Here is a 25,924-nt window from a genome sequence, read left to right as displayed (position 1 = left end):
GAACTTCTTCTATGTTAATTATGGGAGGAGTTCGTATTTTTATGGTGTTACAGCCAATGTTATTTAGTAATGTTAAGTATCCGATAAACTATTGGTGTAATAGGCTTTAAAGGGTATGAGTATGGTTGACGAATGGTATATAATGGAATGGTTATGTAAAAAAACGTACATTATATAGAAAGGAGACAGGTCTATGTCAGTAATGAGAATAGTTACCTTTATTGTTAGTATTTTCATCGTAGGTATGGTTGAGATGATGGTAGCTGGAATTATGAATTTAATGAGCGCAGACTTGAATGTGTCTGAAGCTATAGTAGGACAACTGGTGACACTCTATGCTATTACCTTTGCGATTTCAGGCCCAATATTAGTGAAATTAACGAATCGTTTTGCGCCCAAACCATTATTGCTTATAACGTTACTTGCTTTTATTGTGGGGAATTTAATTATTGCCATTGCGCCAAACTTCACAATTTTAGTTATCGGGCGAATATTGTCTTCAGCGGCAGCAGCATTAATTGTTGTCAAAATACTAGCCCTTACTGCTTTATTAACTGCACCACAAAACAGAGGTAAAATGATTGGTGTAGTTTATTCAGGATTTAGTGGAGCGAATGTTTTTGGAGTTCCACTTGGGACAATGATAGGTGATTTAGTAGGATGGCGCTATACATTTGTATTTATAGTTGTAGTAAGTGTACTTGCGGGTATTTTAATGTTTATTTATTTACCTTCAGTTGAGGATACTAATAAACAGTCTCACGTTGGTAGCACACCACGACAAAGTACTACTTATTCGAAAATTTTACGTCCTGCCGAAATTGTTAAATTTCTAAGTATTACTTTCTTAATATTAGTAGCGAATTCGATAACATTTATTTTTATAAATCCATTGATGCTTGCAGGTGGACATGATTTATCATTTATCTCTATAGTTTTATTGATTAATGGTGTTGCTGGCGTCATAGGAACATCAATGGGCGGATTTTTATCAGACAAGTTAACAAGTAAAAGGTGGTTAATCATCTCTATAATCATATTTATTGCAACGATGTTATCATTAAATCCAGTGTTATCAACTGTTGCTATGTTACTTATCACGGTATTTATTTGGAACATTATGCAATGGAGTACTAATCCGGCAGTACAAAGCGGAATTATTGAACATGTTGAAGGCGATACAAGCCAAGTTATGAGCTGGAATATGTCAAGTTTAAATGCTGGTATTGGTGTTGGTGGTATTATTGGTGGACTGATTGTTTCAAATATTAATGTGCATGCAACAGCTTACTTTTCAGTAGGAATTGCAGTAATTGCGCTTATAATTGCTATCAGTTTGAAAAAAGTAGTATCAACATAAATTGTGGAATTTAATACGCTAATAAATGAATTACGTTAGCGTTATATGAAATATAAATAATGCAAAAACAGCCGTCACTTTACATAGTGATGGCTGTTTTGTATTACTATTCACAATAGTTAACCTTCAGGTGATTGCTTTGTTGCTAGTAATGCAGGAGATGCAATTTCATAATTTTGAGGTGTACGTGAGAGATACGCAATACCTGCCGCTAAGATAATATAAACTAACGTACCAATGATATACACAAGTTGTAAATCAGAAATTAATAAATAAGATTGATATAGTAATAACCCAATTGCTAACACTGAAATACTTACTAATAATGGGTAAGGCACTTTTAATGGTGAACGTTGATAAGCCTCAGGATACCTTTTAGGTAAGCGTAATACTGCCAAAGCAGGGAAGGCGAACACTAGCAACGAAATACCTGTGCCTAATTGTGCTACAACTGTTAATGACATACCTGTAATAATGGGAAAAGCACCGATAATATAAAATAATATGAGCAACCAATGTGGTGTGCCGAATCGTTTGTTAACAGCGCCAAGTTGCGATGGTAAATAACCATCTTGGATAGCTACTAATAAACTTTTGGTAACCCAAGTTAATGTGGAATTAAGCGTTGTAGCTAATGCAAACATAGCACCTCCAACAATAAAGAAAATAAAAATGGGTCTAGGTAAAACAGTTTGTGCTACACTCGTTAACGGCTGACCCGCTACTTCTGAAATTGGTAATACGCCAACTGCAATGCTGGCGATAAAGGCATAGAGTAGACCTACAAAAATTGTGGCTACAACAATGACTATTGGGATATCACGATGTGGACGCTTCATTTCGCCACCTAATTCAGCTACAACTTGTGCGCCTCCAGTAGCAAATGAAACTAAGCCAACAGCAGTAAAGAATCCAGTAAAACCATCAGGAAACATATCATGTGAATTAAATACAGCAACATTGGTATGTGGTAAACCATAAATGATGAAGCAAGATAAAGCGACGATCAAGACAACTACCATTAAATTACCAATATAGGACGCAGATTTGACACCGATAATATTGACAATAAATAAGATTGTCATTAATGTTAATGCTACCCACTTAATTGGCACTCCAGGATAAATACTTTCTAAATATTGTGCAAAAGACAGTGCATATAAAGCTAATGTGATTTGCAATAGCAAAAAGAGTAATAACCAAAAAACGCCTATTTTAGGTGAAAGCAATCGACTTGTATATTGATACATACCTCCAGTGGTTGGGATTGCTGAGCTCAAAATAGCTATTGGAAACATGGTAACGAGTGTTAAAATTGAAGAAATAACAAACGCTGGTGTTATACCACTGCCAGTCATTTGAATGCCGATACCTGTTAATGACATCACACCTGCACCTATAATTTGACCAATTGCAATACCCATGACGTCTGGAAGACCTAAAACTTTTTTTAAATTTGCTGTTTGTTGCATTAACTCACCTCTATCTTAATTCTATAAATTTTTTAATGGAATAAATATAGCATAAAATTCCATTAATTCATAGTATATTAATCGGAAAAGTAAGTTAAAGTTTATGAGTTATAATTCCCAAAAAAGTGGGCATTATAGTAATATAAATATGATGAACCAATAATGGAGTTGATAGTGATGAACGAAAAAGTTACTAATGCAAAAGTTGATACGTTTATTAACAATCTGGAGCAATGGCAAGATGAGTTTAAATTTTTGCGAAAGCTAAGTCTAGACACAGAACTGGAAGAGGAGTTTAAGTGGAAGCATCCATGTTATACATTGAATGATAAAAATGTAGTGATTATCCAAGATTTTAAGCATTATTGCGCACTGCTATTTGAAAAAGGTGCGATAATGAAAGACAAATATGATACGTTAGTACAGCAAACTAAAAATGTTCAAGCCGCTAGACAATTAAGATTTAAAGATTTAGCAGAAATACAAACAAGAGAAACGGAAATTGCTTGGTATTTGGAAGAAGCTATTCGTGTTGAAAAATCTGGTAAACAAGTCAAAATGAAAAACACTGATGAGTATGAGATGCCAGAAGAACTACGCCAGGCGTTAGATAATGATGAAACATTACAAACTGCATTTAATAACTTAACCCCTGGACGTCAACGTCAATATATGTATTATATTGGTCAAGCAAAACGCAGTGAAACACGTACGCAACGTATCGAAAAGTACAAAGATCAAATTTTGGCTGGCAAAGGAATGAACGACAAATAATTGAACAATAGAAAGAAGGTACTTACATGCCTAGAACATCAAAGCGTATACAGCTATTAGAAGCGGCTGCAGCCATTGTCAATGAACAAGGCAGCGAATACTTAACATTAGACGCGGTGGCGCATAAAGCAGGAGTGAGTAAAGGTGGCTTACTGTATCACTTTAAAAATAAAACAGCATTGATACAAGGGCTTGTTGATCATGCCAATACTCTATATAAGACAAATGTAGATGGCCATTGGAATAAGACTTCATCTGCAGAAGCAGGAAATATGTTACGTGCATTTATAGAAGCTACACGAGAACACAGAGAAGAAAATGCTAGTATTACGTCTGGTATGTTAGCTGCTCAAGGTAGTAATAAAAATTTATTAAGTCCACTACAAGACACATATCGTGACTGGCAAACGCAAATCGAACATGATGGTTTGGATCCTGTAGATGCTACAATTATAAGATTAGCCATTGATGGACTATGGTTGTCAGAAATATTTGGTATAGATGCAATTGATGATGATATGCGTAAACAAGTTTTAGACAGACTTACAGCACATAGTTATAGCCAAAAAGAAGAAAAATAAAATTTTTTAAACCAAGGGATAGTAAGCGTTTGACGCTTTTTATCTCTTTTTTTATAGTATTGTAAGTTGAAACTTTACCGTCTGGTTGGTACACTAAAGCATGTGTAAAACATAGCTGGAGGGTGAAAAATATGAAAAAAGTAATGTTAACAGCAGCATTGACAGGTGCTGGAGATACTACAAGTAAAAGTGAATATGTACCTGTCACACCTGAAGAAATTGCAGATTCTGCAATCAAATGTGCGAGAGCTGGAGCGACAGTTGCTCACATACATGCACGTGATCCAAAAACAGGTGGTATCAGTCATGATGTCAATTTATTTAAAAAAGCTATTGAGTTAATTCGTCAAGCTGATGAAGATATTATTATAAATGTAACGTCAGGTGGTGGAGGAGACTTTATCCCTGATTTAAATAACCCTTCTGTAGGTGGACCGGGAACTGATATGCAAACACCGCAAGAACGTCATCAGCCGGTTGGAGACTTGTTGCCTGAAATGTGTACGTTAGATTGTGGCAGCGTTAATATGGGAGACGATGTTTATTTGAGTCCTGCATCATGGTTACGTACGCAAGCTGCTTTAGTAAAAGAAGCGGGTGTAAAACCAGAATTAGAATGCTTTGATAGTGGACATATAAGTTTTGCTAAACAGTTAATATCAGAAGGCTTGATAGAAGGCCAACCGCTATTTCAATTTTGTTTAGGAATTCCTTGGGGTGCCGAAAATGATCCTGAAACTATTGAATATTTTAAAACGCGTTTACCAGAAAATGCAGAATGGTCTGCATTTGGAATAGGTCGTATGCAATTACCTACAGTTGAAGAGGCAGCTAAACGTGGTGGCAACGTTCGTGTAGGGTTAGAAGATAATTTATATTTATCAAAAGGTGTTAAAGCTACAAATGAACAACTTGTAGCTAAAGCAGTTGAAATATTAAAAGATTTAGGAATTGAACCAATGACACCACAAGAGGCGAGAGATAAATATCAATTGAGAAACCCACAAGGAGGCACATTATGAAATTTGCAGTAGTAGGAACAGGTGTTATTGGTAGTGGTTGGATTACACGAATGCTTGCACATGGACACGAAGTCGTAGCGACAGATCCGAGTGAAGGTGCTTATGAACGCATGTTGACACAAGTTAAACAAAATTGGCCTTATGCAGAATCATTAGGTTTAGCGGAAAATGCGTCATTACAAAATTTAACATTTACGGATAACTTAGCAGAAGCTGTTAAAGATGCAGATCACATTCAAGAAAATGTACCAGAGATTGAGTCATTGAAAGATAAAGTGTTAACGGAAATTGATTTTTATGCGAAACCAGATGCAACGATAGGTTCTAGTACATCAGGTATTATGCCTTCAGAATTACAACAAAATTTAACACATCCCGAGCGTTTCATTGTTGCACATCCATTTCATCCAGTATATATTTTGCCTCTTGTCGAAATTGTTGCAGGTAAGTCTACAAGTGAGGCTACAACGATAGCTGCTGAGCGCATTTATGAAAGTATAGGTATGGATGTCTTGCATGTACGTCATGAAATAGAAGGTCATATTGCAGATCGTTTAATGGAAGCGTTATGGAGAGAAGCCTTACACATTGTTAATGATGGTATTGCAACTACTGAAGAAGTAGATAAAGCATTTACCCATGCAGCTGGCTTACGCTATGCACAATATGGTCCATTTATGACATTCCACCTTGCAGGTGGAGAAGGTGGTATGCGCCACATGTTAAAACAGTTTGGACCTGCTTTGAAAAAACCATGGACTAAACTAGAAGCACCAGAATTAACTCAGTCATTATATGATGATGTTGTTGCTGGTTGTGAGGCCACATCACAAGGTAATACCATGGCTGAATTAGATATGAAACGTAATGAATTTTTAGTAAAAGTGAAACAATTAGCGCAAGAATATTGGCCAGAAGATACTGCAAGTATGAAAAAAGGTCAGCAAACGGTGCATGAATATGACAACTAAAAAATTCAACTACCAAACTGTAGTTAAGCCAGAGTGGGTAGATCACAATAATCATATGAATGATGCAGAATATAATCGTGTGTTTAGTGATGCTACAGATGCGTGGCTAGCACAATTAGGTTTAAATGAACAAACGATTAATGAACTCAAATATACAATTTTTACTTTAGAAAATCATGTTTTGTATTTAAAAGAAATTAAGGTCAATCAACGTATCCAGTGTGAAGTGACAGTAATCGATTATGATACAAAACGTATACATGTTTTTATGAATTTGTATGATGAGGCTTGTAATAAATGCGCTACATATGAAGTGATGTTGATGGGAATTGCAACGGAAACAACGAAACCGGCACCATTTCCAGAAGAATTTAAAAGTGCGCTAGAGGCTTACGCCATAATAGCTACAGAAGATATAAAACCGCGAGAACTGGGGCATAAAATTGAAATAAAACGCAAATAACGCTATGATATATCATGTCTTGAGTTTAGAAAGTTTTAACATTTAAAAGTTGATAATTATTTGAGAGGTAGCCTGGAAGTTAATATATTTTAAATAATATGAGGATATTCAAGTGTAGTAATATAGCTACCTCCGTGATAATGCAAATGAGTATGTGCATTGGTCATCTCAACTGTATAAAAAATGAGAGAGTCATTTGTATCATGTTTTTACTTATTTTTTAATTTGTATGACATCTACTGATGACTCTTGTTTATTAAGGGACAAATATAATAACAGAAAGGAATTCGGAAATGTTAAGTATAAAAAACTTATCAAAAGTTTATCCTGGCGGTAAGAAAGCAGTAAATAAAATTTCTTTAGAAATAGAGTCAGGGGAGTTTATTGCATTTATTGGAACAAGTGGGAGTGGTAAAACAACTGCACTAAGAATGATTAATAGAATGATTGAATCGACAGAAGGTCAAATTACTATAAATGGCAAAGATGCGAGTAAAATGAATCCAGTAGAACTACGACGTAAAATTGGATATGTTATTCAACAAATTGGTCTTATGCCACACATGACCATTAAAGAAAATATTGTCTTAGTTCCTAAATTATTAAAATGGTCACAAGAAAAGAAAGATGCTAAAGCTAAAGAGTTAATTAAGTTAGTAGATTTACCGGAGTCATTTTTAGAGCGTTATCCTTCAGAATTATCAGGCGGTCAGCAACAACGTATAGGTGTTGTACGTGCTTTGGCTGCGGAGCAAGATGTAATTTTAATGGATGAGCCTTTTGGTGCGCTAGATCCGATTACGCGAGATACGCTACAAGACTTAGTAAAAGAATTGCAACAAAAATTAGGGAAAACATTTATCTTTGTCACACATGATATGGATGAAGCCATAAAATTAGCAGATAAAATATGTATTATGTCACATGGTGAAGTCATCCAGTATGATACACCGGATAATATTTTACGCTATCCTGCAAACGATTTCGTACGAGAATTTATTGGTCAGAATAGATTGATTCAAGATCGACCAAATATGAAATCAGTGGAAGACGCTATGATTAAACCTGTGACTGTACATGCTGATCAAACGCTTAATGATGCTGTAGATATTATGAGAACACGTAGAGTAGATACCATTTTTGTAGTCGGGGAAAATCATCGATTATTAGGTTATTTAGATATAGAAGATATTAATCAAGGATTACGACAGAAGAAAGAATTGATTGATATGATGCAACGGGATATTTATCGTGTGCGTATCGACAGTAAATTACAGGATTCAGTGCGTACAATATTAAAACGTAATGTGCGTAATGTGCCTGTGGTAGATAGTGATGACCAAACGTTAATAGGTCTTGTTACTAGAGCTAACTTAGTAGATATCGTTTATGACAGCATTTGGGGAGATATGGAAGAACCTGAGGAAAACAATGCTATTATTGAGCCTGTTGACTTAGGAGCTGATAACAAATGATAGATTTTTTAATAAATAATTGGAGTGAACTTGTTACAAAGACAGGTGAACATTTTTATATATCTATTGTAGCTTTGTTAATAGCGGTCGTTGTTGCTGTACCTATTGGTATCTTTTTATCTAAATTAAAACGCACTTCAAATTTCGTATTAATGATTGCTGGAGTATTACAAACTATACCTACGTTAGCAGTATTAGCTATTATGATTCCGATTTTTGGTGTAGGGAAGACTCCGGCTATCGTAGCGTTATTTATCTATGTATTATTGCCAATTTTAAATAATACTGTATTAGGTGTGCAAAATATAGATAAGAATATTAAAGAAGCGGGAACGAGTATGGGAATGACGCGCTTCCAATTGATGAAAGATGTTGAGTTACCTTTAGCTTTACCGTTAATTTTAGGTGGTATTAGACTGTCAGCAGTTTATGTTATTAGTTGGGCAACGTTAGCTAGTTATGTTGGTGCAGGTGGACTAGGAGACTTTGTTTTTAATGGTTTAAACACATATGATCCATTAATGATTGTTAGTGCAGCAATCTTAGTAACACTCTTAGCACTTATAGTAGACTTTATATTATCGTTAGTTGAAAAATGGGCAGTACCAAAAGGGTTAAAGGTTTCTAGATAAGGAGAGAATAAACAAAATGAAATACTTGAAAAGAAAGTTATTAATTCTTGTAGCTTGTTTGGTGCTCTTATCTGGATGTAGTTTGCCAGGTTTAGGTGGCGGTAAGTCCAACAGTGACGTTAAGATTACAGCACTAGCTACGAGTGAATCACAAATAATTTCACATATAGTGAGATTGTTAATTGAGCATGATACGAATGGAAAAATTAAACCTACATTAATAAATAATTTAGGATCTAGTACGATTCAACATAATGCATTGGTAAATGGTGATGCGAATATATCTGGGGCACGTTATACAGGAACAGAGTTAACGGGTGCACTTAAAGAAGATCCTATTAAAAATCCAGATAAAGCTATGCAAGCGACACAAGAAGGCTTCCAAAAACAATTTGATCAAACATTTTTTGATTCATATGGCTTTGATAATACTTATGCTTTAATGGTGACTAAAGAAACTGCTGAAAAATATAATTTAGAAACAGTATCAGATTTGAAAAAACATAGTGATAAATTACGTTTAGGTGTCGATAGTTCATGGTTGAAACGTAAAGGTGATGGTTATCCTGCATTTGCAAAAGAATATGGTATTGAATTTAATAATATTAGACCAATGCAAATAGGTTTAGTATATGATGCGTTAGATTCTAACAGATTAGACGTAGCAGTAGGATATTCAACAGATGGACGTGTTGCAGCCTATGACTTAAAAGTATTAAAAGATGATCGACGCTTTTTCCACCATATGATGCAAGTAGTGTTATGAAAAATGATTTACTGAAAAAATATCCTGAATTAAAACCTACTATGCAAAAATTAGAAGGAAAAATTTCGACAACTAAAATGCAAGAGTTGAATTACAAAGCAGATGGTCAAGGTCAAGAACCTGCAGTTGTAGCGGAAGAATTCTTGAAGGAACATAATTATTTTGAAAATGATAAGAAAGGTGGTAAATAGTCATGAGCGGCAATTTAATCCAACAGTTAATTGAATATTATTCTGTCAATTTTGGTTACTTATGGGAATTATTTATTAAGCATTTATTGATGTCTGTTTATGGTGTCATATTTGCTGCTATCGTTGGAATACCGATAGGGATATTCATTGCACGTTATAGCAAGTTATCATGGCTGATTATATCCATCGCCAACATTATTCAAACAGTACCAGTTATTGCAATGTTAGCCATTTTGATGTTAGTCATGGGTCTAGGCCCTACAACGGTAGTTGTGACAGTATTTTTATATGCGTTACTACCAATTATAAAAAATACTTTCACTGGTATTAGTAATGTCGATGGTAATATAAAAGATGCCGGTAAAGGAATGGGAATGACTCGTAACCAAGTATTACGTATGATTGAACTACCTTTATCTTTATCTGTAATTTTGGGTGGTTTACGTATTGCTTTAGTTGTAGCGATAGGTGTCGTTGCAGTAGGCTCATTTATTGGCGCCCCAACATTAGGAGATATTGTAATAAGAGGTACTAATGCAACAGATGGTACTACGTTTATATTGGCAGGAGCGATTCCAATTGCGTTTATTGCAATTATAATAGACGTTGTCTTACGATTATTGGAAAAACGCTTAGATCCGTCGAATAGAAAACATAAATTGAAGGATAGTAATCCATTACAAGATGCAAACGCATAGAGAGGTGTTATTATGGCTGTCATGACATTGAATTATCAATCGACAACTATTGGAATGCAACAAAATTTAACTGTGATTTTACCAGAGGACGCAAGCTATTTTGACACGCAAGAACCTGTAAAACGACTACCATCGTTATTACTCTTGCATGGTTTATCTAGCGATGAAACTTCGTATGTACGTTATACCAGTATTGAAAGATATGCGAATGAACATCAATTAGCAATTATTATGCCACGCGCAGATCATAGTGCATATAGCAATATGGCAGCAGGTCATAAATATTATGATTATATATTGGAAGTACATGATTACGTACATCAAATTTTACCTCTCTCTAAAAAACGAGAAGATAATTTTATCGCCGGTCATTCAATGGGAGGTTATGGCACAATCAAGTTTGCCCTTACTCAAGGTGAACGTTTCGCCAAAGCAGCCCCATTATCAGCTGTATTTACGGTTCAACATTTACTGGAAATAGATTGGTATGATTTTTCTAGTACAGCTATAATAGGTAGCAATGATGATGTAGTCGGTAGTGATTTAGATGTATACTATTTAGTTGATAATGCACTAGAACAAGGACATCCAATACCAGAGTTATTAATAATGTGTGGTACAGAAGATGCGTTATATGATGATAATATAAAATTTATTAATTATTTAACTGAGTATGGGGTTGATCACCAGTTTGAAAGTGGTAAAGGGGAACATGATTATGCCTATTGGGATAGCGCAATAAAGCGTGTTATCGAGTGGTGTATGGTTAAGTAAAAGGGAGTGGGACAGAAATCTGATTTTGAAAAAATGATTTCGTCGTCTCACCCCGGCAAGGATGACTAGCGTTGAAAAAAGCTTGGTTTAAAGCGCATTTTCAATGCAGTCAGCTACTGCCAATATGAAACGAGGCTAGGACAATCAATAGTGTCCTAGCCTCGTTTGATTTAAGCTTGTTGTTTTAATTCTGCTTCTAACTTACCTAAATGTCGTAATGTTGGTGTTAAAGCGGCGAAGAAAAATCCTTCTTTTAATTTACGCGCTTGTGGTGCTTTATGAGAGTATGCACGTGCACCGCCATTGACCATAGAAGCTTGATTAACTTCAAGTAATAAATAACCTGCTTCTTTTTTAATACGGATAATGTCAGCGAAATAAGCAGACAATTCATCTTTATGCGCATGAACAAGCTCATAAAATTCTGTTCTTAATTGTTGGTACTGTGCTTCATAAGCATCAACATCATAATCAAGATATTGATTAATGCCATTTTGCGCAGTAGAAAATTTATGAATCAAGTCAAGTGATGAGCGAATAGATCCTAAGGCAATAGGTATTTGCAATGTCACGAATTGTGGTCTGATTTGTGTAGCAAAAGACTTAGCATCTTTTGTAATGATATGTTTCTCTGGGATGATGACATCGTCAAATTGAATAGTATAAGTTGCAGAGCCATTGACACCTAAGAAATTAGACATTTCTGTTAACTTAATTCCTTCTTGATTGGCACGAACAATAAACATTACTAATTCTTCACCGTCTTGAGCTTTCGAAATTGCTCCAAAATAATGGTCGTCTCCAATATTGCTGACCGCTGGTAATTTCCCATTAACATATAATGTACCATCTATATAATAGTGGTTTAAATTAAAAGCTTCTAAGTCGTTAAAAGATTTCATTGGATTAGATAAGCCAGTTGCACCTAAAATTTCGCCATTTAATAGTTTGTTTTGTAACTCAGTATTTAAATAGTTTGTGGATGCATGTTGTAAGTAGGTGGAAAATGCTAATTCACACCATAAACAAAAACCTGTAGTTAAACATGAGTTTGAAACTTGTTCAATTGTAAGTAAGTTTTTTTCGATATCTTGTTTTGAAAAATGGTTTTCTTTAAATAAATCCTGAATAAAATCTTTGGCATAGTGAGACCCGTCATCAATTTCTACTAAATAAGGATCTAATTTGTTTTCTATTAATGTATTTAACGTCATAATTTTAACACTCCTAATTTTCTCCAAATCGTTTTAAAATATATGTTTCTAAATGTGTGATTAAGCGGTCTATAATAAAACCAAATAAACCGATAAAGAAAATAGCTGATAATACATCTTCTAAATTCAGCATATTTCGAGCATCGACAATTAAAAATCCTAAGCCCGATTGTGCACCAATCATCTCACCGGAAACTAAGAAGATCCAACTGGTTCCAACTGCCATGTGTATTCCACCCATAATGTGTTTAAAAGCACCAGGGAATAAAATATTTCTATAAAGTGACCATCCAGTTAAATTCAAATTAGACGCTATTTTTAAATATTGTGGTTCCACACCTTTTACTCCTTTGATGGTATTAAAGGTAATAGGGAAAAACGCAGCAATAAAAATAATAGCCATCGCTGGCAAACTTCCTATGCCAAACCACAACACTACGAATGGTGACCATGCGATTGGTGAAATTGGACGTATTAGTTGAAAGATTGGTTCAATTGCAGTATAAAAAAACTGACTTCTACCGAGTAGAAAACCAATAGGTATCCCGACAATAATAGCTAAAATGAATCCTACAGCAAAGCGGAATAAACTAATACCTAAATGACTAAAGATTTCACCAGTGAATATAAAGTTTATAATACTTTTGCCAACAAGTAGTGGCCCAGGTAATAAAATGGGTTGGTAATCTCCAATCCATATAATACATTGCCAAATAAATAATAATAGGATAACCGATCCTATTGGAAGGGTGTATCTTTTTACAATATTAAAAGCCACAGCTTACCCCTCCTTATATAATGATGAATCGACAAATGATTTGTACGAAGGCGCTGTAAATAATTTGTGTTCTTGTACTAACTCAGTAATTTTCTGATAGCCATCTTCTTCAATTGTTAAATCGCCGTAAGATGTCCATTCTGCAGATTGTGCCAATACTTTGTCATCTTGTTTAAAGTGTTTAGACATAACGTCGACACTTTTACTTTTGTCAGTCATTTGGTAACCTGCTTTTTTATAATCAGTCATAAATTGTTGAGCGACATCGTGCTGGTTATTAATTAAATCTTCACGTAAAACAAGGGCACAACAATAGGCATCAGGTATAATTTCACTACCATGTTTAAGTGTATGTCCTTTACCTAGTTTTTCTCCTAATGCACCAAAGGGTTCAGCTACAGAATAACCTGCAATGCGGTTTTCATTTAAAGCAGCAGGCATTTCTGCGGGAGCCATTTCATGATAGTCAAATGTATTATGGTCTAGTTTCAATTGTTTGCGCATTTCTTCTAACAACAGATAGTGTGTAGAATAGCGGTGCGGTATAGCAAAACTATAGTTATTATGGTTGTGTAAATCTTCTACACTTTTACCTTTTTGTCCCATAATGACATTACCTTCATGATGTCCTAAGGCAGCAGCTTTAATAGGGCTACCTTTTTGTTTTGATTTCATAGCTAATTCGATTAAAGTTGATGCACCATCTATACGACCGCTATTTAAAGCATCCATCAAATCAGGCCAATTATTAAATCTAACTAATTCTAAGTTGTAATTGCCATTACTACGCGATTCTAATACTTTTTTCGTCATCATTAAATTAGCTGCATGTGTAATGGGTAGATAACCGATTTTTATAGTTTTTTTATCTGCTTGGTGATTTGAGCGTTCATTAGATGTGTTGTTATTGCTACACCCAGAAATCAATATAAGAAGTACCAACATACTATACAAAAGTTTTTTCATAGGTGACACTCCTTAGATAAAATATTCCGGCTCAGCCATATGATGATTCAACGCGAAAGTCTCCATAATATTATTCCTAATTTGTAATAAATGACTATCATTACGATTACGAGGATGAGATTGGGAAATACTGTATTGATTAATAATTTCACAACCATCACCGAGTAAGATGACTTCATCAGATAAATAGATAGCTTCATCAATATCATGAGTAACTAAAATAATAGTAGCAGTCGTGTGTTCAGATAATTGGATAAGTTGATCTTGTAAGTTATAGCGAGTAAAAGCATCTAAAGCTCCCAGTGGTTCGTCCATTAATATGGCATCTGGTTGATGAACTTGTGCACGACATAAGGCTACACGTTGTTTCATTCCTCCTGATAATTCTTCAGGGAATAAATGTCCCTTATCTTTTAAATCTACATTAGATAAATATTTGTTGATGTCTTCATCACTCAGCGAGTAACTTAAACCTAACCTGATATTGTCATTGATATTTTTCCAAGGTAATAAATTATGGTGTTGAAAAATCATTAAGCAATCTGGTGAAGGCTCAGACTTTAAGTTGTTATTAATGAGGACCTCACCGTTAGTAGGGGAAAGGAAGCCACCGATAATATTTAGTAACGTGGACTTTCCGCAACCACTTTTTCCTATGAAGCTAACAATTTTCCCTTTATCAATAGAATAGTCAAAATCATTAATTACTTGATGGTCTCCAAACTTATGTTGGATGTTATTAATTTGAATCACTACAACACCTCTATTAATCATATCGTTTTAGTAGGCTTTTGTTATAACAAAGGGAGCGAGATTGAAATTATATAACTTAATTTCATATGCTCGCCCCCATTTAGGGTTTTATAAGTCTACAAGCTTATTTTATAATTTATAATTTTTCAATATCATCGATAGGTGTATCGACAGCTTTTCTAGCGCGTCTTACCGCATCTTCATCAGGTGCGTCATATAGACAGATACATTTTGACATATCTTCGCAGACATAAGTACGTTGGAATTGTACTTCTGGTACTTCTTCATAATGTACTGAATTTTTCTTTTTACGTGCTAAATATTGATCCATTGTAACGCCTTCTGGAATATTCCAAGTTACAAGATAGTCAACTTTAGCATCGCCTTGTTTAATCTCATCTAATTCCTTGCCGACTAAGCGTACTTCTTTAGTTAGTGAGATAGGTACTTCAGCTTGTTCTAAAAAGTCTTTAGCTTCATTTTCGTCGTTAGCTTCGACGATAAAATAAGCGTGTGTAAGATCTTCTGTTGCTTGTACTTCTATTAAAGTTGGAATTGAATTAGTTGATAATGATTGTGCTTTATTTTCTAGTTCGCTTTTAGTTGCAGCGAAAGATAAGTCATTAGATTCTAATAAATATAAAGTCATTTGAATTGCCTCCTAGTAAAATGATAAGGCTATAATATAATAAAACCTATCGAAATACAAGGGATTATAACAAGAATTAACTAAATTTTAAGAAAATTTAGAACAAAATTAATCTATGTTTAAAGTGTCTTATAAATAAAAATTGGCTTGCTATAAAGCTTGTTAAAACTGGGTGTTAATCACTGAAAGATAAATATAAAAATTGTTAGATAAAATTTTTTTCTTAGCGTTTTAAAAATTTTAGTGGTATCGTGTTTAAATGAACTATTTTAAATAAAGGGGATATATATTTATTTGAATGGTTTGAATACTCGGATTAGAGTATTTTATGAGGTTTTTGAGATAGCTATAGACTTTTTTAATGGCAGTTAAAAGGGTGTACAACTATTTTGAAAATCTTTCTAATTGAATATTAGGAGGAACAAGCACATGGATTCATCACAAACCTTTAAGGGAGATAATAGACTTCTCTTGGGGATTTTTTTAGCTGTTATTACATTCTGGCTCTTTGCGCAATCGCTCGTGAATATAGTGCCAGATCTAGAGTCATCGTACCACACGAACTATGGCACTATAAATGTTGCAGTTAGTTTAACGGCATTATTGTGTGGTTTGTTTGTAGTTGGAGCAGGAGGATTAGCAGACAGATATGGCAGAATGAAAATGCTGTATATTGGACTAATTATGAGCATTATTGGCTCGCTGTTGATCATTATACCTGGCTTCACTACGTTGTTAGTATTAGGTAGAGGGATTCAAGGTTTATCTGCTGCCTTTATCATGCCCTCGACATTAGCTGTTATTAATGAGTATTATATCGGAACTGACAGACAGCGTGCCTTAAGTTATTGGTCAATTGGCTCTTGGGGTGGCGGTGGCATTTGTTCTTTTTTAGGTGGGGCAATGTCAACATTTGTAGGATGGCGATCTATATTTATCGTATCAATAATAGTTACAATAGCTGCGATACTATTAATCAGACATACACCTGAAACAAAGGCACCAGTGACAGAACAATCGAAAAATGCAAAATTTGATATTGTTGGATTGATTATTTTGATTATTGCAATGTTAAGTATTAATTTAATTATTACGCAATCATCAGATTATGGTCTGTTGTCGCCATTTATTATGACTTTAATAGCTATATTTATTATTTCGTTAGTGGTGTTCATTATATTTGAAAGTAAAAAAACGAACCCACTTATTGATTTTCGAGTGTTTAAACATAAAGCTTATAGTGGTGCAACGATTTCAAACTTTATGTTGAATGCAGTAGCAGGTACTTTAATCGTTGCTAATACTTACTTCCAATCAGGATTACATTTTAGTTCGTTCCAATCAGGAGCTATGAGTATTGCTTACTTAGTATCGGTATTATTAATGATTCGTGTTGGTGAAAAACTGTTACAAGAAATTGGAGCGAAACGGCCAATGTTAATTGGTGCAGCGCTAAATGCTAGCGGTATTTTGCTAATTTCTCTCACTTTTTTACCAACAGCAGTGTACATCGTGTCATGTATTATAGGTTATCTATTGTTCGGACTAGGCCTTGGCATGTATGCAACACCTTCAACAGATACAGCGGTATCTACTTCACCTGAAGATAAAGTAGGCGTAGCATCAGGAATTTACAAAATGGCATCTTCTTTAGGAAATTCTTTTGGTGTTGCTATATCAGCTACGATATTCGGTGTAGTATCAGCAACTACTAACTTACATGTAGGGGCAATGTTTGGACTGTTTTTTAATTTGGCATTAGCCATTATTGCTTTTATAGCGATTTTAATTTTAGTACCTAAACATCAATTTAATAATTAATATTAATAGTAAGTACTACTTATTATAATTGAGGAGGCTGGGACAATATTGATTCGTCCTAGCCTTTTTTCATATTGGCAGTAGCTGACTGCATTGAAAATGCGCTTTAAACCAAGCTTGTTTCAACGCTAGTCATCCTTGCCGGGGTGGGACGACAAAATCATTTTTTCAAAATCAGATTTCTGTCCCACTCCCTTTTCTATTTATTGCTAATTACTTGTGCAACGTATTATAATCTTATAAAAGCGCTTTCTTATAGGAGGATAGGATTATATGCAATTATTATGGCAAACATACGAAGCAAGAGAAAATTTGTTAAAGCAATTAGTACAACAGCAGACAATAACAAACACACCCGGAGAAAAAACATTTGCACGTTTTGTTGAATCATTATTACTTAAATTAACATATTTTAATCAACATCGAGAGTTAATCCAACATAGTGTCACTGAAGATGATAAAGAGTTACTTACTGCGCTATACCGTGGACAAAATAGTAATAAAACGATTGTGTTACTTAGTCATTTTGATACGGTAGGAGTGGATGATTATGCAACACATCATCAATATGCATTTAATCCAGACAAACTACAAGAAGTATTTCATGCACATCCTAACTATTTAGATGACCAAGCTCAAACAGATTTGCAATCTGATGAATTTTTATTCGGTAGAGGTGTAATGGATATGAAAGCAGGACTCATGCTCCATATGTCATTACTTGAAAAAGCATCAATGGAGCAATGGGATGTAAACTTATTATTAGTAACTGTGCCTGATGAAGAAGTGAATTCTTCTGGCATGCGTAAAGCAATCCACATTATTGCAGAGTATCAACAACAATACGACCTTGATATTCAATTACATTTAAATAGCGAGCCGACTTTTCAGCAATTAGATAATGATCTAACGCATTATGTATATTCTGGCTCTATAGGAAAAATCATGCCAGGCGTGTTGTGTTTTGGGAAAGAAACACATGTAGGTAATCCTTTAGAGGGATTAAGTTCTAATTTTATATTAAGTTATATTACACAGTCGATTGAATACAATGCTAGATTTAAAGAAAAGTTTGAACACGAGACAACGCCCTTACCATTATCAATCGCTAATAAAGATATAAAAGAGAATTATGACGTGCAAACGCCATTTAGATCATATGCTTTATACAATATGTTTTTATTTCAACAAACACCGGCGACACTATACCAAACGTTTTTAGAAGTAGTTATTAAAGCGGTGGAACGTTGTGAAAATGATTGGCTGAATATTTTAGAACTAGAAAATCAATCATTTGAGTCAAAAATTAATGTACTTACATTTGAACAGTTAAACAATTATGTAGTTGCACAACATGGAGAGGAGAAAGTATCACAAATTATCCAACATGTATTAGACACGACACCTTCATTGCACATGCAAAGTATTGCTATTGCAGATGAACTTATCAAACTTTGTCGTGAAATAACGCCTGCGGTTGTTACGTTTTTTGCGCCACCATTTTATCCAGCAGTCAATTCTTCAGAGAATACGTTAGTACAAGGTATTGTGGAGACCGTTAAAGAGACCTCTCAAACACAATTTAATAGAGATAGTCAATTAGTACATTATTTTAACGGCATTAGTGATTCAAGTTATGTGCAATTAAATAATCATTTAGATGAAATGACAATATTTAGTAAAAATGCGCCTAGCTTCAATCGTACTTATACCATTCCTTTTGATAAAATAGCTGAAATTAGTGCCCCTGTTATTTTGTGTGGTCCTATAGGTAAAGATGCGCATAAAGTTGGCGAACGTGTTTATAAAAAAAGTGCATTTGAGGAATTGCCAATAATATTAGAAACTATTATAAAGAAACATTTTGTATAAATAATTGTGAAATTGACAACACTTACGTTATATTAATTAATATAGATAGATATTGGAGTGTTGGATAATGGTAGAGGCATATACAGATTTTTGGAAAAGGTACATAGATTTTAAAAGCAAATCAAATAGAACAGAATTTTGGGTACCAGTGCTCGTACATATTCTAGTTATTTTTATTTTGTCATTAATTGGAGCCATAACTTTTGTGACAGGATTACTGGTAATAGCTATTATTATTTTTAGTGTTATTGCTTTGTTTTTATTAGCCAACATTGTACCGATGATAGCTATAACTATGAGACGATTTTATGATGCTGGACGTAAACGTATGACAGCACTCATGTTAATTTTAATTACGTTAATAGGGGATATTATCTTTGATATTATCCAGATAGATAGTTTGGCCATTTTAATGAATATTATTACTTTAATTTCTACAATTATTTTAATTGTTATTACGTTACTACCAACTAAACCTACTCCTGAAGCACAATTGAAATGGATTTAACACTACACACGTATAGTAAAAGACCTTGAATAATCAAATGATTGATTGTTCAAGGCCTTTTTATGTTGAGTTAATTAGACGAAATAGCGATTAATTTTCATGTTCCATACGGTAAAAATCCATGCGAATTTCATTATATGTTTTACCGAAGTAGATGGGGCTCGTATGCTTTGTTGTTTTAAAACCAATTTGCTCATAAAAGGCTATGGCATTATCATTTTCTTCAACAACCCATAAGGTCATATTATCAGGATATGAAAGTTCCAAAGCACGTTGTGTCAAAGCAAAACCAATTAAATGATTTTGATATTCTTCTAATAAATAAAGGGCATAAATTTGACTCCAGTCATCGTTATCATTAACTTCTTGAGTTTTGCCATAAGCAATAAACCCAACTACTTCATTATTAACGATTGCCACAAGCGTAGGGACATCTTGTAATGCTGATTTTTTAATAAATTGATCTTTGTTAAGATTTTCTAAGTAATTATTAACAGCGATATCTTCGTATGTTTCTATCCAACTTTGGTAATGGACTAACGCCTTACTCTGTTTATCAGATTCTTCGAGCGCTCTAATTGTAAATTCCATAAGAGTCCCCCCTTTTTGATTGGTGAATAATTTCATTTATTATAGCATTTTTCTGCTTCTAAGATTAACTAAAACCACTCTGAATAAGGAAGGATTTTTACCTTTAAAGTGGAGTAAAGGTCACAAAGAGGATTGAGTAAGCGAGTAAGTCCGAATGATTAAGAAAAAAAACTATTTATGTCATAATTAAAAATATATGATAAATAAATAGAGGGATAGTTATGAAAATTGGTGTGATTTCAGATTTACATATAGATAGAAGCAAGCGCTATACACCTGAAGACTTTGAACGACATTTATGTAATAGTGTACAAAGCCAACGTATAGACATCTTATTAATTGCTGGTGATATTTCGAATAATTATCAACTTAGTGCACAGTTTATAACGACCATAAAAACAAAGTTACAAATTACTGTATTATTTGTGCCTGGTAATCATGATTTTTGGACTCAATCAGGTGACTTAGCATCATTAGAAATACTTGATTATTATATGGCAATGCAAGAATGTTTAATTGGGCAACCATACATTGTTAATGACGAATGGGCAATCGTTGGCAATACGGGTTGGTATGATTATAGTTACGCTGATAGTAGGTTCTCACTAGAACGTATTGAACAAAGAAAATACATTGGTGCGACTTGGCAAGATAAGGAACGGATTAATTGGCCAATTCATGATAGAAAAATGTCAGATATAGCGGTCAGACAAATTACTAAAGATATTCAACAAGTGGCCGACAAAAAATTAATATTGATGACGCACATAGTAACGCATAATAATTTTGCCGTACCTATGCCGCATCGTATATTTGATTATTTCAATGCATTTATTGGTACTTCAGATTTTGATCAAATATATGATCGATATCCAATTCACTATAGCATTATGGGACACGTACATTTTCGTAATCATTTTGAAGAACAAGGTACGACTTATATATGTCCTTGCTTGGGATATGAACGTCAATGGCGAACTACAGATCTTGCTAGGGAAATTACGCAATCATTGTATACGTTTAATATTTAAGTAATATATTATTTTGCGTTTGTAGCAGGATAGTTTAAATAAAAACTCATTCGACCTGGTGCATTAAAACTTTTTTCCATATGTGCTTTCGAAATTTTTAGCAGTTGAAATTTATTAGGAACTAAAGCAGGTAATATGATAGCCTTACCAAAATGTGACCACAGTGGGTCTATATAGTAATAATGAGTGTCGTCATAGCCAACTAACACTGTAGTGTGAATATTAGAGACGATTTTGGTAGGTCTATTTTCAAATTTAAACGTACGCATAATAGGTTTCTGACCTAATACAGTATGGTATATCACTACAGGTTGGCCTTGAGTTATAACACGTTTTAATGAGTGTAATGATTGTCCTGTGCTATCTACAATGTGCGCATTAAATTGTTGAAGGTGAGGGACAAAGGCAGTAGGAAATATTGTTTGATGGTAACCAAATTTAATACCTATTTGGTGACCTACATAGCCTTTATAAGGATTGTTAGGATGTTTAGGCCAACTTTTCATAATATCTGTAGCTTTGATAGGATAATCATTATATTGGAGAATCATTGCAGCACAGACACCTTCGCAGCCCATAATCATTGGTATGGGGAATAATTGACTAATCGGTGTAACATTCAAAATTTTTGTCATGTATGTTCACTCCTGTATGACACAATATATTAATATGTTAATTATTATAGCTTGCATTGTACAAAAGGGGTAGTATAGCGTTTTAACTTGATGCGAATTGTATGTGTACCTGTACCCGGGTGAGTAGATTTGGTATGCTGTCACAAAAGAGAGATGGGGTGTTAATAGTGGATTATCGTATTGACAAAACAGAAAAAATGACAATTGTTGGTTTGAAGAGAAAGTATGCAACTGGTCAAAAAGCAAAAGAACATATTTATAAGTTTTGGTTGGATTTTGATGCGCAACAATATAAAACTACACTCACTTTATTAAATAACAACTATTTTGCAGGGATTTTGGGTGTTTGTATGCAACAAAATAATGGTGAGATGCATTATTTAATTGGCGTTACTACCGATGATGAAAATAACAATTTCGATGCAATAGTGTTACAGGCAGGACGCTACCTTGTATTTGAAGCAAAGGGTCCAGTTCCAGAATCGATTCATAACGCAATGCAACATATAAATAAAACACTTCTACCATCATTGGATTATAAATTACGAGAAGCACCATTTTTTGAATATTATCGTGACGGCAATACAGCCGAAGATAGCTATATTACTGAATTATGGTTACCAATAGAATAGCTACAAAAAAACTAGTCTGGTAAGATGCTGTTCCAGACTAGTTTTTATTATGTTCATATTAAATAGTGGTATATTACTTGCTCTGAAGCGGTCTATTAAACTTGAGGGCTACTTCAAGCACAATAATAATGACAGAAGTAATAATTAAAATATATAAGTATGGTGTAACGCTATATTGACCTTGTAGTCCTACTAAAGGCGAAATTGCGCCCCCTAAAATAAATTGGAAGAGACCTAGTAAACTAGAGGCATTACCACTTCCTCCAGTACGTGACTCCATAGCTAAAGCAAAGCTAAGAGGACCAATGCCTGTAACAGGACAAACATTTAAGAAGAAACCAATCACTACGACCCATAACGGTAAATGTACCACTAAGGCAAAGACTATAATAACAACGCCTATGATTTGTATAGCTGTCAAAATAAGTAATAAAACGTAGCGATTCATATATTCGACTAATTTAGCCGTAAGTTGACTCATAATAATTAAACCCACACCATTAATAGCAAATAAAACACTAAATTGCTGAGGTGTCATATCATAGATTTTTTGTGTTATAAAAGGCGCTGCAGCTGAAAAGCTAAAGAGCATAATGTAGGTTAATCCTTGTAATAACATAGGAAGAATAAATCTTGGCTTCTTAAATAACTGGCCAAAGTCCTTGAAAATAGCACCAAAATTTAATCGTTTGTTAGCTACTGATTGTGTTTCTGTCATTTTAATAGTAGCTAATACTAAAATAATTAAGCTGATAACAGTTAGAACAGCAAAAATACCTTGCCAAGTAGTGACGCTTAAAGTATAACCACCAATTAATGGTGCTAAAATTGTAATAATACCGTTCACTACTAACAATGATGCTAGACCTTTAGCTAAGGTTGCACCTTGGTAACGATCACCAACTGAAGCTTTAGCAATAACAATGGCGCCACCACCTGTTAAACCTTGAATAAAGCGTAACAATAAGAACAGGGGCATTATTGTAGTAAATATTGCGATAAATGAAGCGATGATATAAATTGCGATAATAATAAGTGCCACTTTTTTACGGCCAAAAGCATCAGACAGAGGTCCGAAGATAAATTGACCAATGGCTAAACCAATCATAGCAAAGGATAACGTGAGTTGTACTTGAGAGGTTGTGGAACCAAAGTCATTTTGCACGCTTGGTAAAGATGGCACATACATATCTATAGTTAAAGGACCAAAAGTAGTCATTATGCCCAAAACAATAAGCATCATTAAAGGGAAAGGGCGTTTAATGTGGTTGTCCATTGAAAGATCTCCTTTATATTTCATTCAATAATTCATTATAACCCCTGTTATATGGTTTGTAACTAGCAGATTAGAACTTTTCCGTGAGCGTTATAACTCTTGCAATGTTTTCAGCAGTCTTTTCGATATTGAGCACACCATTTTTTAAAGCGGTAAGTAAATCATGAGGTTGTTGCAATATATTAAATACTGCATCAATACCATGCTGATACACAGCTTCATAGCCCTCACCAAGACTACCAGAGAGTGCTATTACTGGAATATTATATTTTTTAGCAAGCTGTGCTACGCCTATAGGTGTTTTACCATAAATAGTTTGATGATCTATTTTACCTTCTCCAGTAATAACTAGGTCTGCACCTTGGAGATGTGTATCAAATTTTGTTTCCGTTAATACAACATCAATACCTTTTTTTAGTGTTGTATGACAAAACGCCAATAACCCTGTCCCTAAACCTCCTGCAGCTCCTGCTCCTGCAATATCTTTAACTGATATATTGAGTTGTACTTCTATTTGATTATGATAATGGGCTAATGCTTTATCTAATTGTTGAACCATCTGAACATTAGCTCCTTTTTGCGGACCGTATATCACACTTGCTCCTTGAGAGCCAAGTAATGGATTTGTTACGTCACATGCTACTTCAAAAGAAACATGGGCGAGGCGTGAATCGAGTTTTGATAAATCAATAGTAGCCAAACGCAATAAATCAGCCCCTCCTGCTTGTAACGGTTGCTGCTGTGCATCTAAAAATTGAACACCTAGTGCAGAAAGCATACCTGTGCCACCGTCATTAGTAGCACTACCACCAATGCCTAAAATAATACGTTCAGCACCTTGGTCTAATGCACTTTTAATTAGCTGTCCCGTACCGTATGTTGTAGTAATTAGTGGATTACGTTCAGTTGTTGATACTAAATCTAGTCCGGAAGCTGCAGCCATTTCAATAACAGCAGTGTTAGTCGTAGCAGAAAAACCATACTGTGCTTGAATTGGACGTTGTAACGGGTCGAGTACCGTAGTTGAAACGTAGCTAGCATTCAAAGCATGCATGAGTGCATCAGTAGTACCTTCACCGCCATCAGCCATTGGGATTAATTCGTAATGGGTATCGTGTGGAAAAATTTTCGACATACCTTGTTGAATTGCTTGAGCAGCTTGCATAGCAGACATACTTTCTTTAAATGAATCTGGTGCGATAATAACCTTCGAAATAGTCATCTTAATACCTCCAGCAAATGTTAATGTGTTAATAATTTTTTTATCTTATTATGAAACTATATGTGAGTAAAACGGTTACAATAACTTTAACTATATTATTACAATAATCATTGAAATAAAAAAATATAGTGCCTGTAAAAATGTAGGCGCAAAATTAAGTGATGTGTTAAAGTATGATTGTTATATATTGCATGACTAAAGGAGTACGTAAATGAATTTAACAAAAACACAATATGAAATATTAAAGTTTATTATAGTGGGTGGTATTAATACTTTAAATTATTACATTATTTATTTGTTATTATTGAAATTAATTGGTGTGAACTACTTAGTTAGTCACATCTCAGGTTTTGTTATTAGTTTTATAATTTCATATTATCTTAATTGTTACTTTGTTTATAAAGTACAACCTACTTGGAAAAAATTTATACAGTTTCCACTAACTCAAGTAGTTAACATGGGTATGCAGACTTTATTATTATATATATTCGTACAATGGTTTAATATTTCTTCTGTGATTGCGCCATTTGCAGGTTTAATTATTACTATTCCTGTAACATTCATATTATCTAAATATATTTTGAGAGATGCTTAATTTTATTGTGCCTGGTAATAAATTAATTTGATTTACTGTATGTATTAAATTTCAGAAAGCCTAAATTATTGTTGTAATCTATAGTGAAATAGAAATTTAGGAGAGACGAACCCTTTTTTTAGATAAAAAATATTAATTAATTTTAGAATTTAAAACGTTGTAAAATAGAATTGAATCGGTCATAATTGTATTTCAGTTGAAT

At 34.1% G+C, this 25,924-nt stretch carries 26 protein-coding genes and 1 pseudogene; 17 read left to right on the top strand and 10 right to left on the bottom strand.

Annotated elements, in window-relative coordinates; all coding sequences use genetic code 11:
* Positions 1 to 193: 193 nt before the first annotated feature.
* The gene (locus KA845_RS02805) at positions 194 to 1,360 is read left to right on the top strand and encodes an MFS transporter (RefSeq protein ID WP_103388740.1); all 1,167 of its coding nucleotides are present in this window, start codon (positions 194 to 196) and stop codon (positions 1,358 to 1,360) included.
* Between the two features lie 119 nt (positions 1,361 to 1,479).
* On the opposite strand, the gene KA845_RS02800 is transcribed toward KA845_RS02805, so the two are convergent.
* Positions 1,480 to 2,832: an APC family permease gene (locus tag KA845_RS02800; RefSeq protein WP_103388741.1), complete on the bottom strand. Its 1,353-nt coding sequence runs from the start codon at positions 2,830 to 2,832 to the stop codon at positions 1,480 to 1,482.
* 177 nt (positions 2,833 to 3,009) lie between these two features.
* Between KA845_RS02800 and KA845_RS02795 the strand changes: the two genes are divergently transcribed.
* The 10 genes and pseudogenes from KA845_RS02795 (at position 3,010) to KA845_RS02750 (ending at position 11,179) form a co-directional block, all read left to right on the top strand.
* Positions 3,010 to 3,606 (top strand): YdeI/OmpD-associated family protein, encoded by a 597-nt coding sequence (locus KA845_RS02795; RefSeq protein WP_172606410.1) that lies wholly within the window; start codon positions 3,010 to 3,012, stop codon positions 3,604 to 3,606.
* A gap of 26 nt (positions 3,607 to 3,632) precedes the next feature.
* Positions 3,633 to 4,187 carry a TetR/AcrR family transcriptional regulator gene (locus KA845_RS02790; protein WP_103388743.1) on the top strand — a complete coding sequence of 185 codons (555 nt, stop codon included), beginning with the start codon at positions 3,633 to 3,635 and terminating at the stop codon, positions 4,185 to 4,187.
* Between the two features lie 131 nt (positions 4,188 to 4,318).
* On the top strand, positions 4,319 to 5,209 hold the full coding sequence (locus tag KA845_RS02785) for a beta-keto acid cleavage family enzyme (RefSeq protein WP_002510031.1): 891 nt from the start codon (positions 4,319 to 4,321) through the stop codon (positions 5,207 to 5,209).
* Positions 5,206 to 6,180, top strand: coding sequence for a 3-hydroxyacyl-CoA dehydrogenase NAD-binding domain-containing protein (locus tag KA845_RS02780; protein ID WP_002510032.1), 975 nt, complete (start codon positions 5,206 to 5,208; stop codon positions 6,178 to 6,180). Before KA845_RS02785 ends, KA845_RS02780 begins: the two co-directional genes overlap by 4 nt.
* Positions 6,170 to 6,643 (top strand): thioesterase family protein, encoded by a 474-nt coding sequence (locus tag KA845_RS02775; protein WP_103388744.1) that lies wholly within the window; start codon positions 6,170 to 6,172, stop codon positions 6,641 to 6,643. The genes KA845_RS02780 and KA845_RS02775 overlap by 11 nt, the downstream gene beginning before the upstream one ends.
* Before the next feature lie 293 nt (positions 6,644 to 6,936).
* Positions 6,937 to 8,118, top strand: coding sequence for a betaine/proline/choline family ABC transporter ATP-binding protein (locus tag KA845_RS02770; RefSeq protein ID WP_103388745.1), 1,182 nt, complete (start codon positions 6,937 to 6,939; stop codon positions 8,116 to 8,118).
* Positions 8,115 to 8,750, top strand: coding sequence for an ABC transporter permease (locus tag KA845_RS02765; RefSeq protein ID WP_103388746.1), 636 nt, complete (start codon positions 8,115 to 8,117; stop codon positions 8,748 to 8,750). Before KA845_RS02770 ends, KA845_RS02765 begins: the two co-directional genes overlap by 4 nt.
* Positions 8,751 to 8,766: 16 nt before the next feature.
* Positions 8,767 to 9,707 (top strand): annotated as a pseudogene (locus KA845_RS02760) (osmoprotectant ABC transporter substrate-binding protein).
* A 2-nt stretch (positions 9,708 to 9,709) separates the two neighbouring features.
* Positions 9,710 to 10,405 carry an ABC transporter permease gene (locus KA845_RS02755; protein WP_002510037.1) on the top strand — a complete coding sequence of 232 codons (696 nt, stop codon included), beginning with the start codon at positions 9,710 to 9,712 and terminating at the stop codon, positions 10,403 to 10,405.
* 12 nt (positions 10,406 to 10,417) lie between these two features.
* Positions 10,418 to 11,179, top strand: a complete 762-nt coding sequence (locus tag KA845_RS02750) for an alpha/beta hydrolase (RefSeq protein ID WP_103388747.1) — start codon at positions 10,418 to 10,420, stop codon at positions 11,177 to 11,179.
* Between the two features lie 170 nt (positions 11,180 to 11,349).
* Here KA845_RS02750 and KA845_RS02745 read toward each other — a convergent pair whose 3' ends face one another.
* The 5 genes from KA845_RS02745 to KA845_RS02725 form a co-directional block, all read right to left on the bottom strand.
* Positions 11,350 to 12,393 carry an acyl-CoA dehydrogenase family protein gene (locus KA845_RS02745; protein ID WP_103388748.1) on the bottom strand — a complete coding sequence of 348 codons (1,044 nt, stop codon included), beginning with the start codon at positions 12,391 to 12,393 and terminating at the stop codon, positions 11,350 to 11,352.
* Between the two features lie 13 nt (positions 12,394 to 12,406).
* The gene (locus KA845_RS02740) at positions 12,407 to 13,171 is read right to left on the bottom strand and encodes an ABC transporter permease (protein WP_002510040.1); all 765 of its coding nucleotides are present in this window, start codon (positions 13,169 to 13,171) and stop codon (positions 12,407 to 12,409) included.
* A 3-nt stretch (positions 13,172 to 13,174) separates the two neighbouring features.
* Positions 13,175 to 14,137 (bottom strand): ABC transporter substrate-binding protein, encoded by a 963-nt coding sequence (locus KA845_RS02735; protein WP_002510041.1) that lies wholly within the window; start codon positions 14,135 to 14,137, stop codon positions 13,175 to 13,177.
* Positions 14,138 to 14,149: 12 nt separating this feature from the next.
* Positions 14,150 to 14,911, bottom strand: coding sequence for an ABC transporter ATP-binding protein (locus KA845_RS02730; RefSeq protein ID WP_210146949.1), 762 nt, complete (start codon positions 14,909 to 14,911; stop codon positions 14,150 to 14,152).
* 115 nt (positions 14,912 to 15,026) lie between these two features.
* Positions 15,027 to 15,539, bottom strand: a complete 513-nt coding sequence (locus KA845_RS02725) for a DUF4242 domain-containing protein (RefSeq protein WP_002510043.1) — start codon at positions 15,537 to 15,539, stop codon at positions 15,027 to 15,029.
* A 429-nt stretch (positions 15,540 to 15,968) separates the two neighbouring features.
* On the opposite strand from KA845_RS02725, the gene KA845_RS02720 reads away from it, so the two are divergent.
* The 3 genes from KA845_RS02720 to KA845_RS02710 all read left to right on the top strand — a co-directional run bounded on the left by KA845_RS02720 (position 15,969) and on the right by KA845_RS02710 (position 19,740).
* Positions 15,969 to 17,360 carry an MFS transporter gene (locus tag KA845_RS02720; RefSeq protein ID WP_002510044.1) on the top strand — a complete coding sequence of 464 codons (1,392 nt, stop codon included), beginning with the start codon at positions 15,969 to 15,971 and terminating at the stop codon, positions 17,358 to 17,360.
* A gap of 273 nt (positions 17,361 to 17,633) precedes the next feature.
* Complete coding sequence (locus KA845_RS02715) at positions 17,634 to 19,232, top strand: M20/M25/M40 family metallo-hydrolase (protein ID WP_103388749.1); 1,599 nt, start codon at positions 17,634 to 17,636, stop codon at positions 19,230 to 19,232.
* 67 nt (positions 19,233 to 19,299) lie between these two features.
* The gene (locus KA845_RS02710; RefSeq protein WP_103388750.1) at positions 19,300 to 19,740 is read left to right on the top strand and encodes a DUF805 domain-containing protein; all 441 of its coding nucleotides are present in this window, start codon (positions 19,300 to 19,302) and stop codon (positions 19,738 to 19,740) included.
* A gap of 90 nt (positions 19,741 to 19,830) precedes the next feature.
* Here the strand turns inward: KA845_RS02710 and KA845_RS02705 are convergent, their stop codons facing one another.
* Positions 19,831 to 20,331 (bottom strand): GNAT family N-acetyltransferase, encoded by a 501-nt coding sequence (locus tag KA845_RS02705; RefSeq protein ID WP_002510047.1) that lies wholly within the window; start codon positions 20,329 to 20,331, stop codon positions 19,831 to 19,833.
* Between the two features lie 221 nt (positions 20,332 to 20,552).
* Between KA845_RS02705 and KA845_RS02700 the strand changes: the two genes are divergently transcribed.
* Positions 20,553 to 21,362: a metallophosphoesterase gene (locus tag KA845_RS02700; RefSeq protein WP_103388751.1), complete on the top strand. Its 810-nt coding sequence runs from the start codon at positions 20,553 to 20,555 to the stop codon at positions 21,360 to 21,362.
* Positions 21,363 to 21,370: 8 nt separating this feature from the next.
* Here KA845_RS02700 and KA845_RS02695 read toward each other — a convergent pair whose 3' ends face one another.
* The gene (locus tag KA845_RS02695) at positions 21,371 to 21,997 is read right to left on the bottom strand and encodes a C39 family peptidase (protein WP_103388752.1); all 627 of its coding nucleotides are present in this window, start codon (positions 21,995 to 21,997) and stop codon (positions 21,371 to 21,373) included.
* A 167-nt stretch (positions 21,998 to 22,164) separates the two neighbouring features.
* Between KA845_RS02695 and KA845_RS02690 the strand changes: the two genes are divergently transcribed.
* Entirely contained in the window at positions 22,165 to 22,629 is a 465-nt protein-coding gene (locus KA845_RS02690) for a GyrI-like domain-containing protein (protein ID WP_167867836.1), read from the top strand.
* Positions 22,630 to 22,702: 73 nt separating this feature from the next.
* Here the strand turns inward: KA845_RS02690 and KA845_RS02685 are convergent, their stop codons facing one another.
* Both KA845_RS02685 and KA845_RS02680 read right to left on the bottom strand, forming a co-directional pair.
* Entirely contained in the window at positions 22,703 to 23,905 is a 1,203-nt protein-coding gene (locus KA845_RS02685) for a putative multidrug effflux MFS transporter TcaB (RefSeq protein ID WP_002510051.1), read from the bottom strand.
* Between the two features lie 70 nt (positions 23,906 to 23,975).
* A complete protein-coding gene (locus KA845_RS02680) occupies positions 23,976 to 25,127 on the bottom strand; it encodes a glycerate kinase (protein ID WP_002510052.1) in 1,152 nt (383 codons plus the stop codon).
* Positions 25,128 to 25,338: 211 nt separating this feature from the next.
* On the opposite strand from KA845_RS02680, the gene KA845_RS02675 reads away from it, so the two are divergent.
* Positions 25,339 to 25,722, top strand: a complete 384-nt coding sequence (locus KA845_RS02675; protein WP_002510053.1) for a GtrA family protein — start codon at positions 25,339 to 25,341, stop codon at positions 25,720 to 25,722.
* Positions 25,723 to 25,924 lie beyond the last annotated feature (202 nt).

The organism is Staphylococcus sp. GDX8P114P-2 (assembly GCF_017892945.1).
Classification (GTDB): Bacteria; Bacillota; Bacilli; order Staphylococcales; family Staphylococcaceae; genus Staphylococcus; species Staphylococcus arlettae.
The sequence above is the reverse complement of the archived record's forward strand: the minus strand, read 5'-3'. Positions and strand labels throughout refer to the sequence as shown.

What these genes read in the sequence shown, in the direction of transcription:
- KA845_RS02750 (WP_103388747.1), top strand. Translation starts at nt 10,418, where the DNA reads ATGGCTGTCATGACATTGAATTATCAATCGACAACTATTGGAATGCAA.
- KA845_RS02785 (WP_002510031.1), top strand. Translation starts at nt 4,319, where the DNA reads ATGAAAAAAGTAATGTTAACAGCAGCATTGACAGGTGCTGGAGATACT.
- KA845_RS02710 (WP_103388750.1), top strand. Translation starts at nt 19,300, where the DNA reads ATGGTAGAGGCATATACAGATTTTTGGAAAAGGTACATAGATTTTAAA.
- KA845_RS02685 (WP_002510051.1), bottom strand. Translation starts at nt 23,905, where the DNA reads ATGGACAACCACATTAAACGCCCTTTCCCTTTAATGATGCTTATTGTT.
- KA845_RS02755 (WP_002510037.1), top strand. Translation starts at nt 9,710, where the DNA reads ATGAGCGGCAATTTAATCCAACAGTTAATTGAATATTATTCTGTCAAT.
- KA845_RS02735 (WP_002510041.1), bottom strand. Translation starts at nt 14,137, where the DNA reads ATGAAAAAACTTTTGTATAGTATGTTGGTACTTCTTATATTGATTTCT.
- KA845_RS02705 (WP_002510047.1), bottom strand. Translation starts at nt 20,331, where the DNA reads ATGGAATTTACAATTAGAGCGCTCGAAGAATCTGATAAACAGAGTAAG.
- KA845_RS02725 (WP_002510043.1), bottom strand. Translation starts at nt 15,539, where the DNA reads ATGACTTTATATTTATTAGAATCTAATGACTTATCTTTCGCTGCAACT.
- KA845_RS02800 (WP_103388741.1), bottom strand. Translation starts at nt 2,832, where the DNA reads ATGCAACAAACAGCAAATTTAAAAAAAGTTTTAGGTCTTCCAGACGTC.
- KA845_RS02765 (WP_103388746.1), top strand. Translation starts at nt 8,115, where the DNA reads ATGATAGATTTTTTAATAAATAATTGGAGTGAACTTGTTACAAAGACA.
- KA845_RS02770 (WP_103388745.1), top strand. Translation starts at nt 6,937, where the DNA reads ATGTTAAGTATAAAAAACTTATCAAAAGTTTATCCTGGCGGTAAGAAA.
- KA845_RS02715 (WP_103388749.1), top strand. Translation starts at nt 17,634, where the DNA reads ATGCAATTATTATGGCAAACATACGAAGCAAGAGAAAATTTGTTAAAG.
- KA845_RS02805 (WP_103388740.1), top strand. Translation starts at nt 194, where the DNA reads ATGTCAGTAATGAGAATAGTTACCTTTATTGTTAGTATTTTCATCGTA.
- KA845_RS02795 (WP_172606410.1), top strand. Translation starts at nt 3,010, where the DNA reads ATGAACGAAAAAGTTACTAATGCAAAAGTTGATACGTTTATTAACAAT.
- KA845_RS02720 (WP_002510044.1), top strand. Translation starts at nt 15,969, where the DNA reads ATGGATTCATCACAAACCTTTAAGGGAGATAATAGACTTCTCTTGGGG.
- KA845_RS02730 (WP_210146949.1), bottom strand. Translation starts at nt 14,911, where the DNA reads ATGATTAATAGAGGTGTTGTAGTGATTCAAATTAATAACATCCAACAT.
- KA845_RS02675 (WP_002510053.1), top strand. Translation starts at nt 25,339, where the DNA reads ATGAATTTAACAAAAACACAATATGAAATATTAAAGTTTATTATAGTG.
- KA845_RS02790 (WP_103388743.1), top strand. Translation starts at nt 3,633, where the DNA reads ATGCCTAGAACATCAAAGCGTATACAGCTATTAGAAGCGGCTGCAGCC.
- KA845_RS02745 (WP_103388748.1), bottom strand. Translation starts at nt 12,393, where the DNA reads ATGACGTTAAATACATTAATAGAAAACAAATTAGATCCTTATTTAGTA.
- KA845_RS02780 (WP_002510032.1), top strand. Translation starts at nt 5,206, where the DNA reads ATGAAATTTGCAGTAGTAGGAACAGGTGTTATTGGTAGTGGTTGGATT.
- KA845_RS02775 (WP_103388744.1), top strand. Translation starts at nt 6,170, where the DNA reads ATGACAACTAAAAAATTCAACTACCAAACTGTAGTTAAGCCAGAGTGG.
- KA845_RS02680 (WP_002510052.1), bottom strand. Translation starts at nt 25,127, where the DNA reads ATGACTATTTCGAAGGTTATTATCGCACCAGATTCATTTAAAGAAAGT.
- KA845_RS02695 (WP_103388752.1), bottom strand. Translation starts at nt 21,997, where the DNA reads ATGACAAAAATTTTGAATGTTACACCGATTAGTCAATTATTCCCCATA.
- KA845_RS02700 (WP_103388751.1), top strand. Translation starts at nt 20,553, where the DNA reads ATGAAAATTGGTGTGATTTCAGATTTACATATAGATAGAAGCAAGCGC.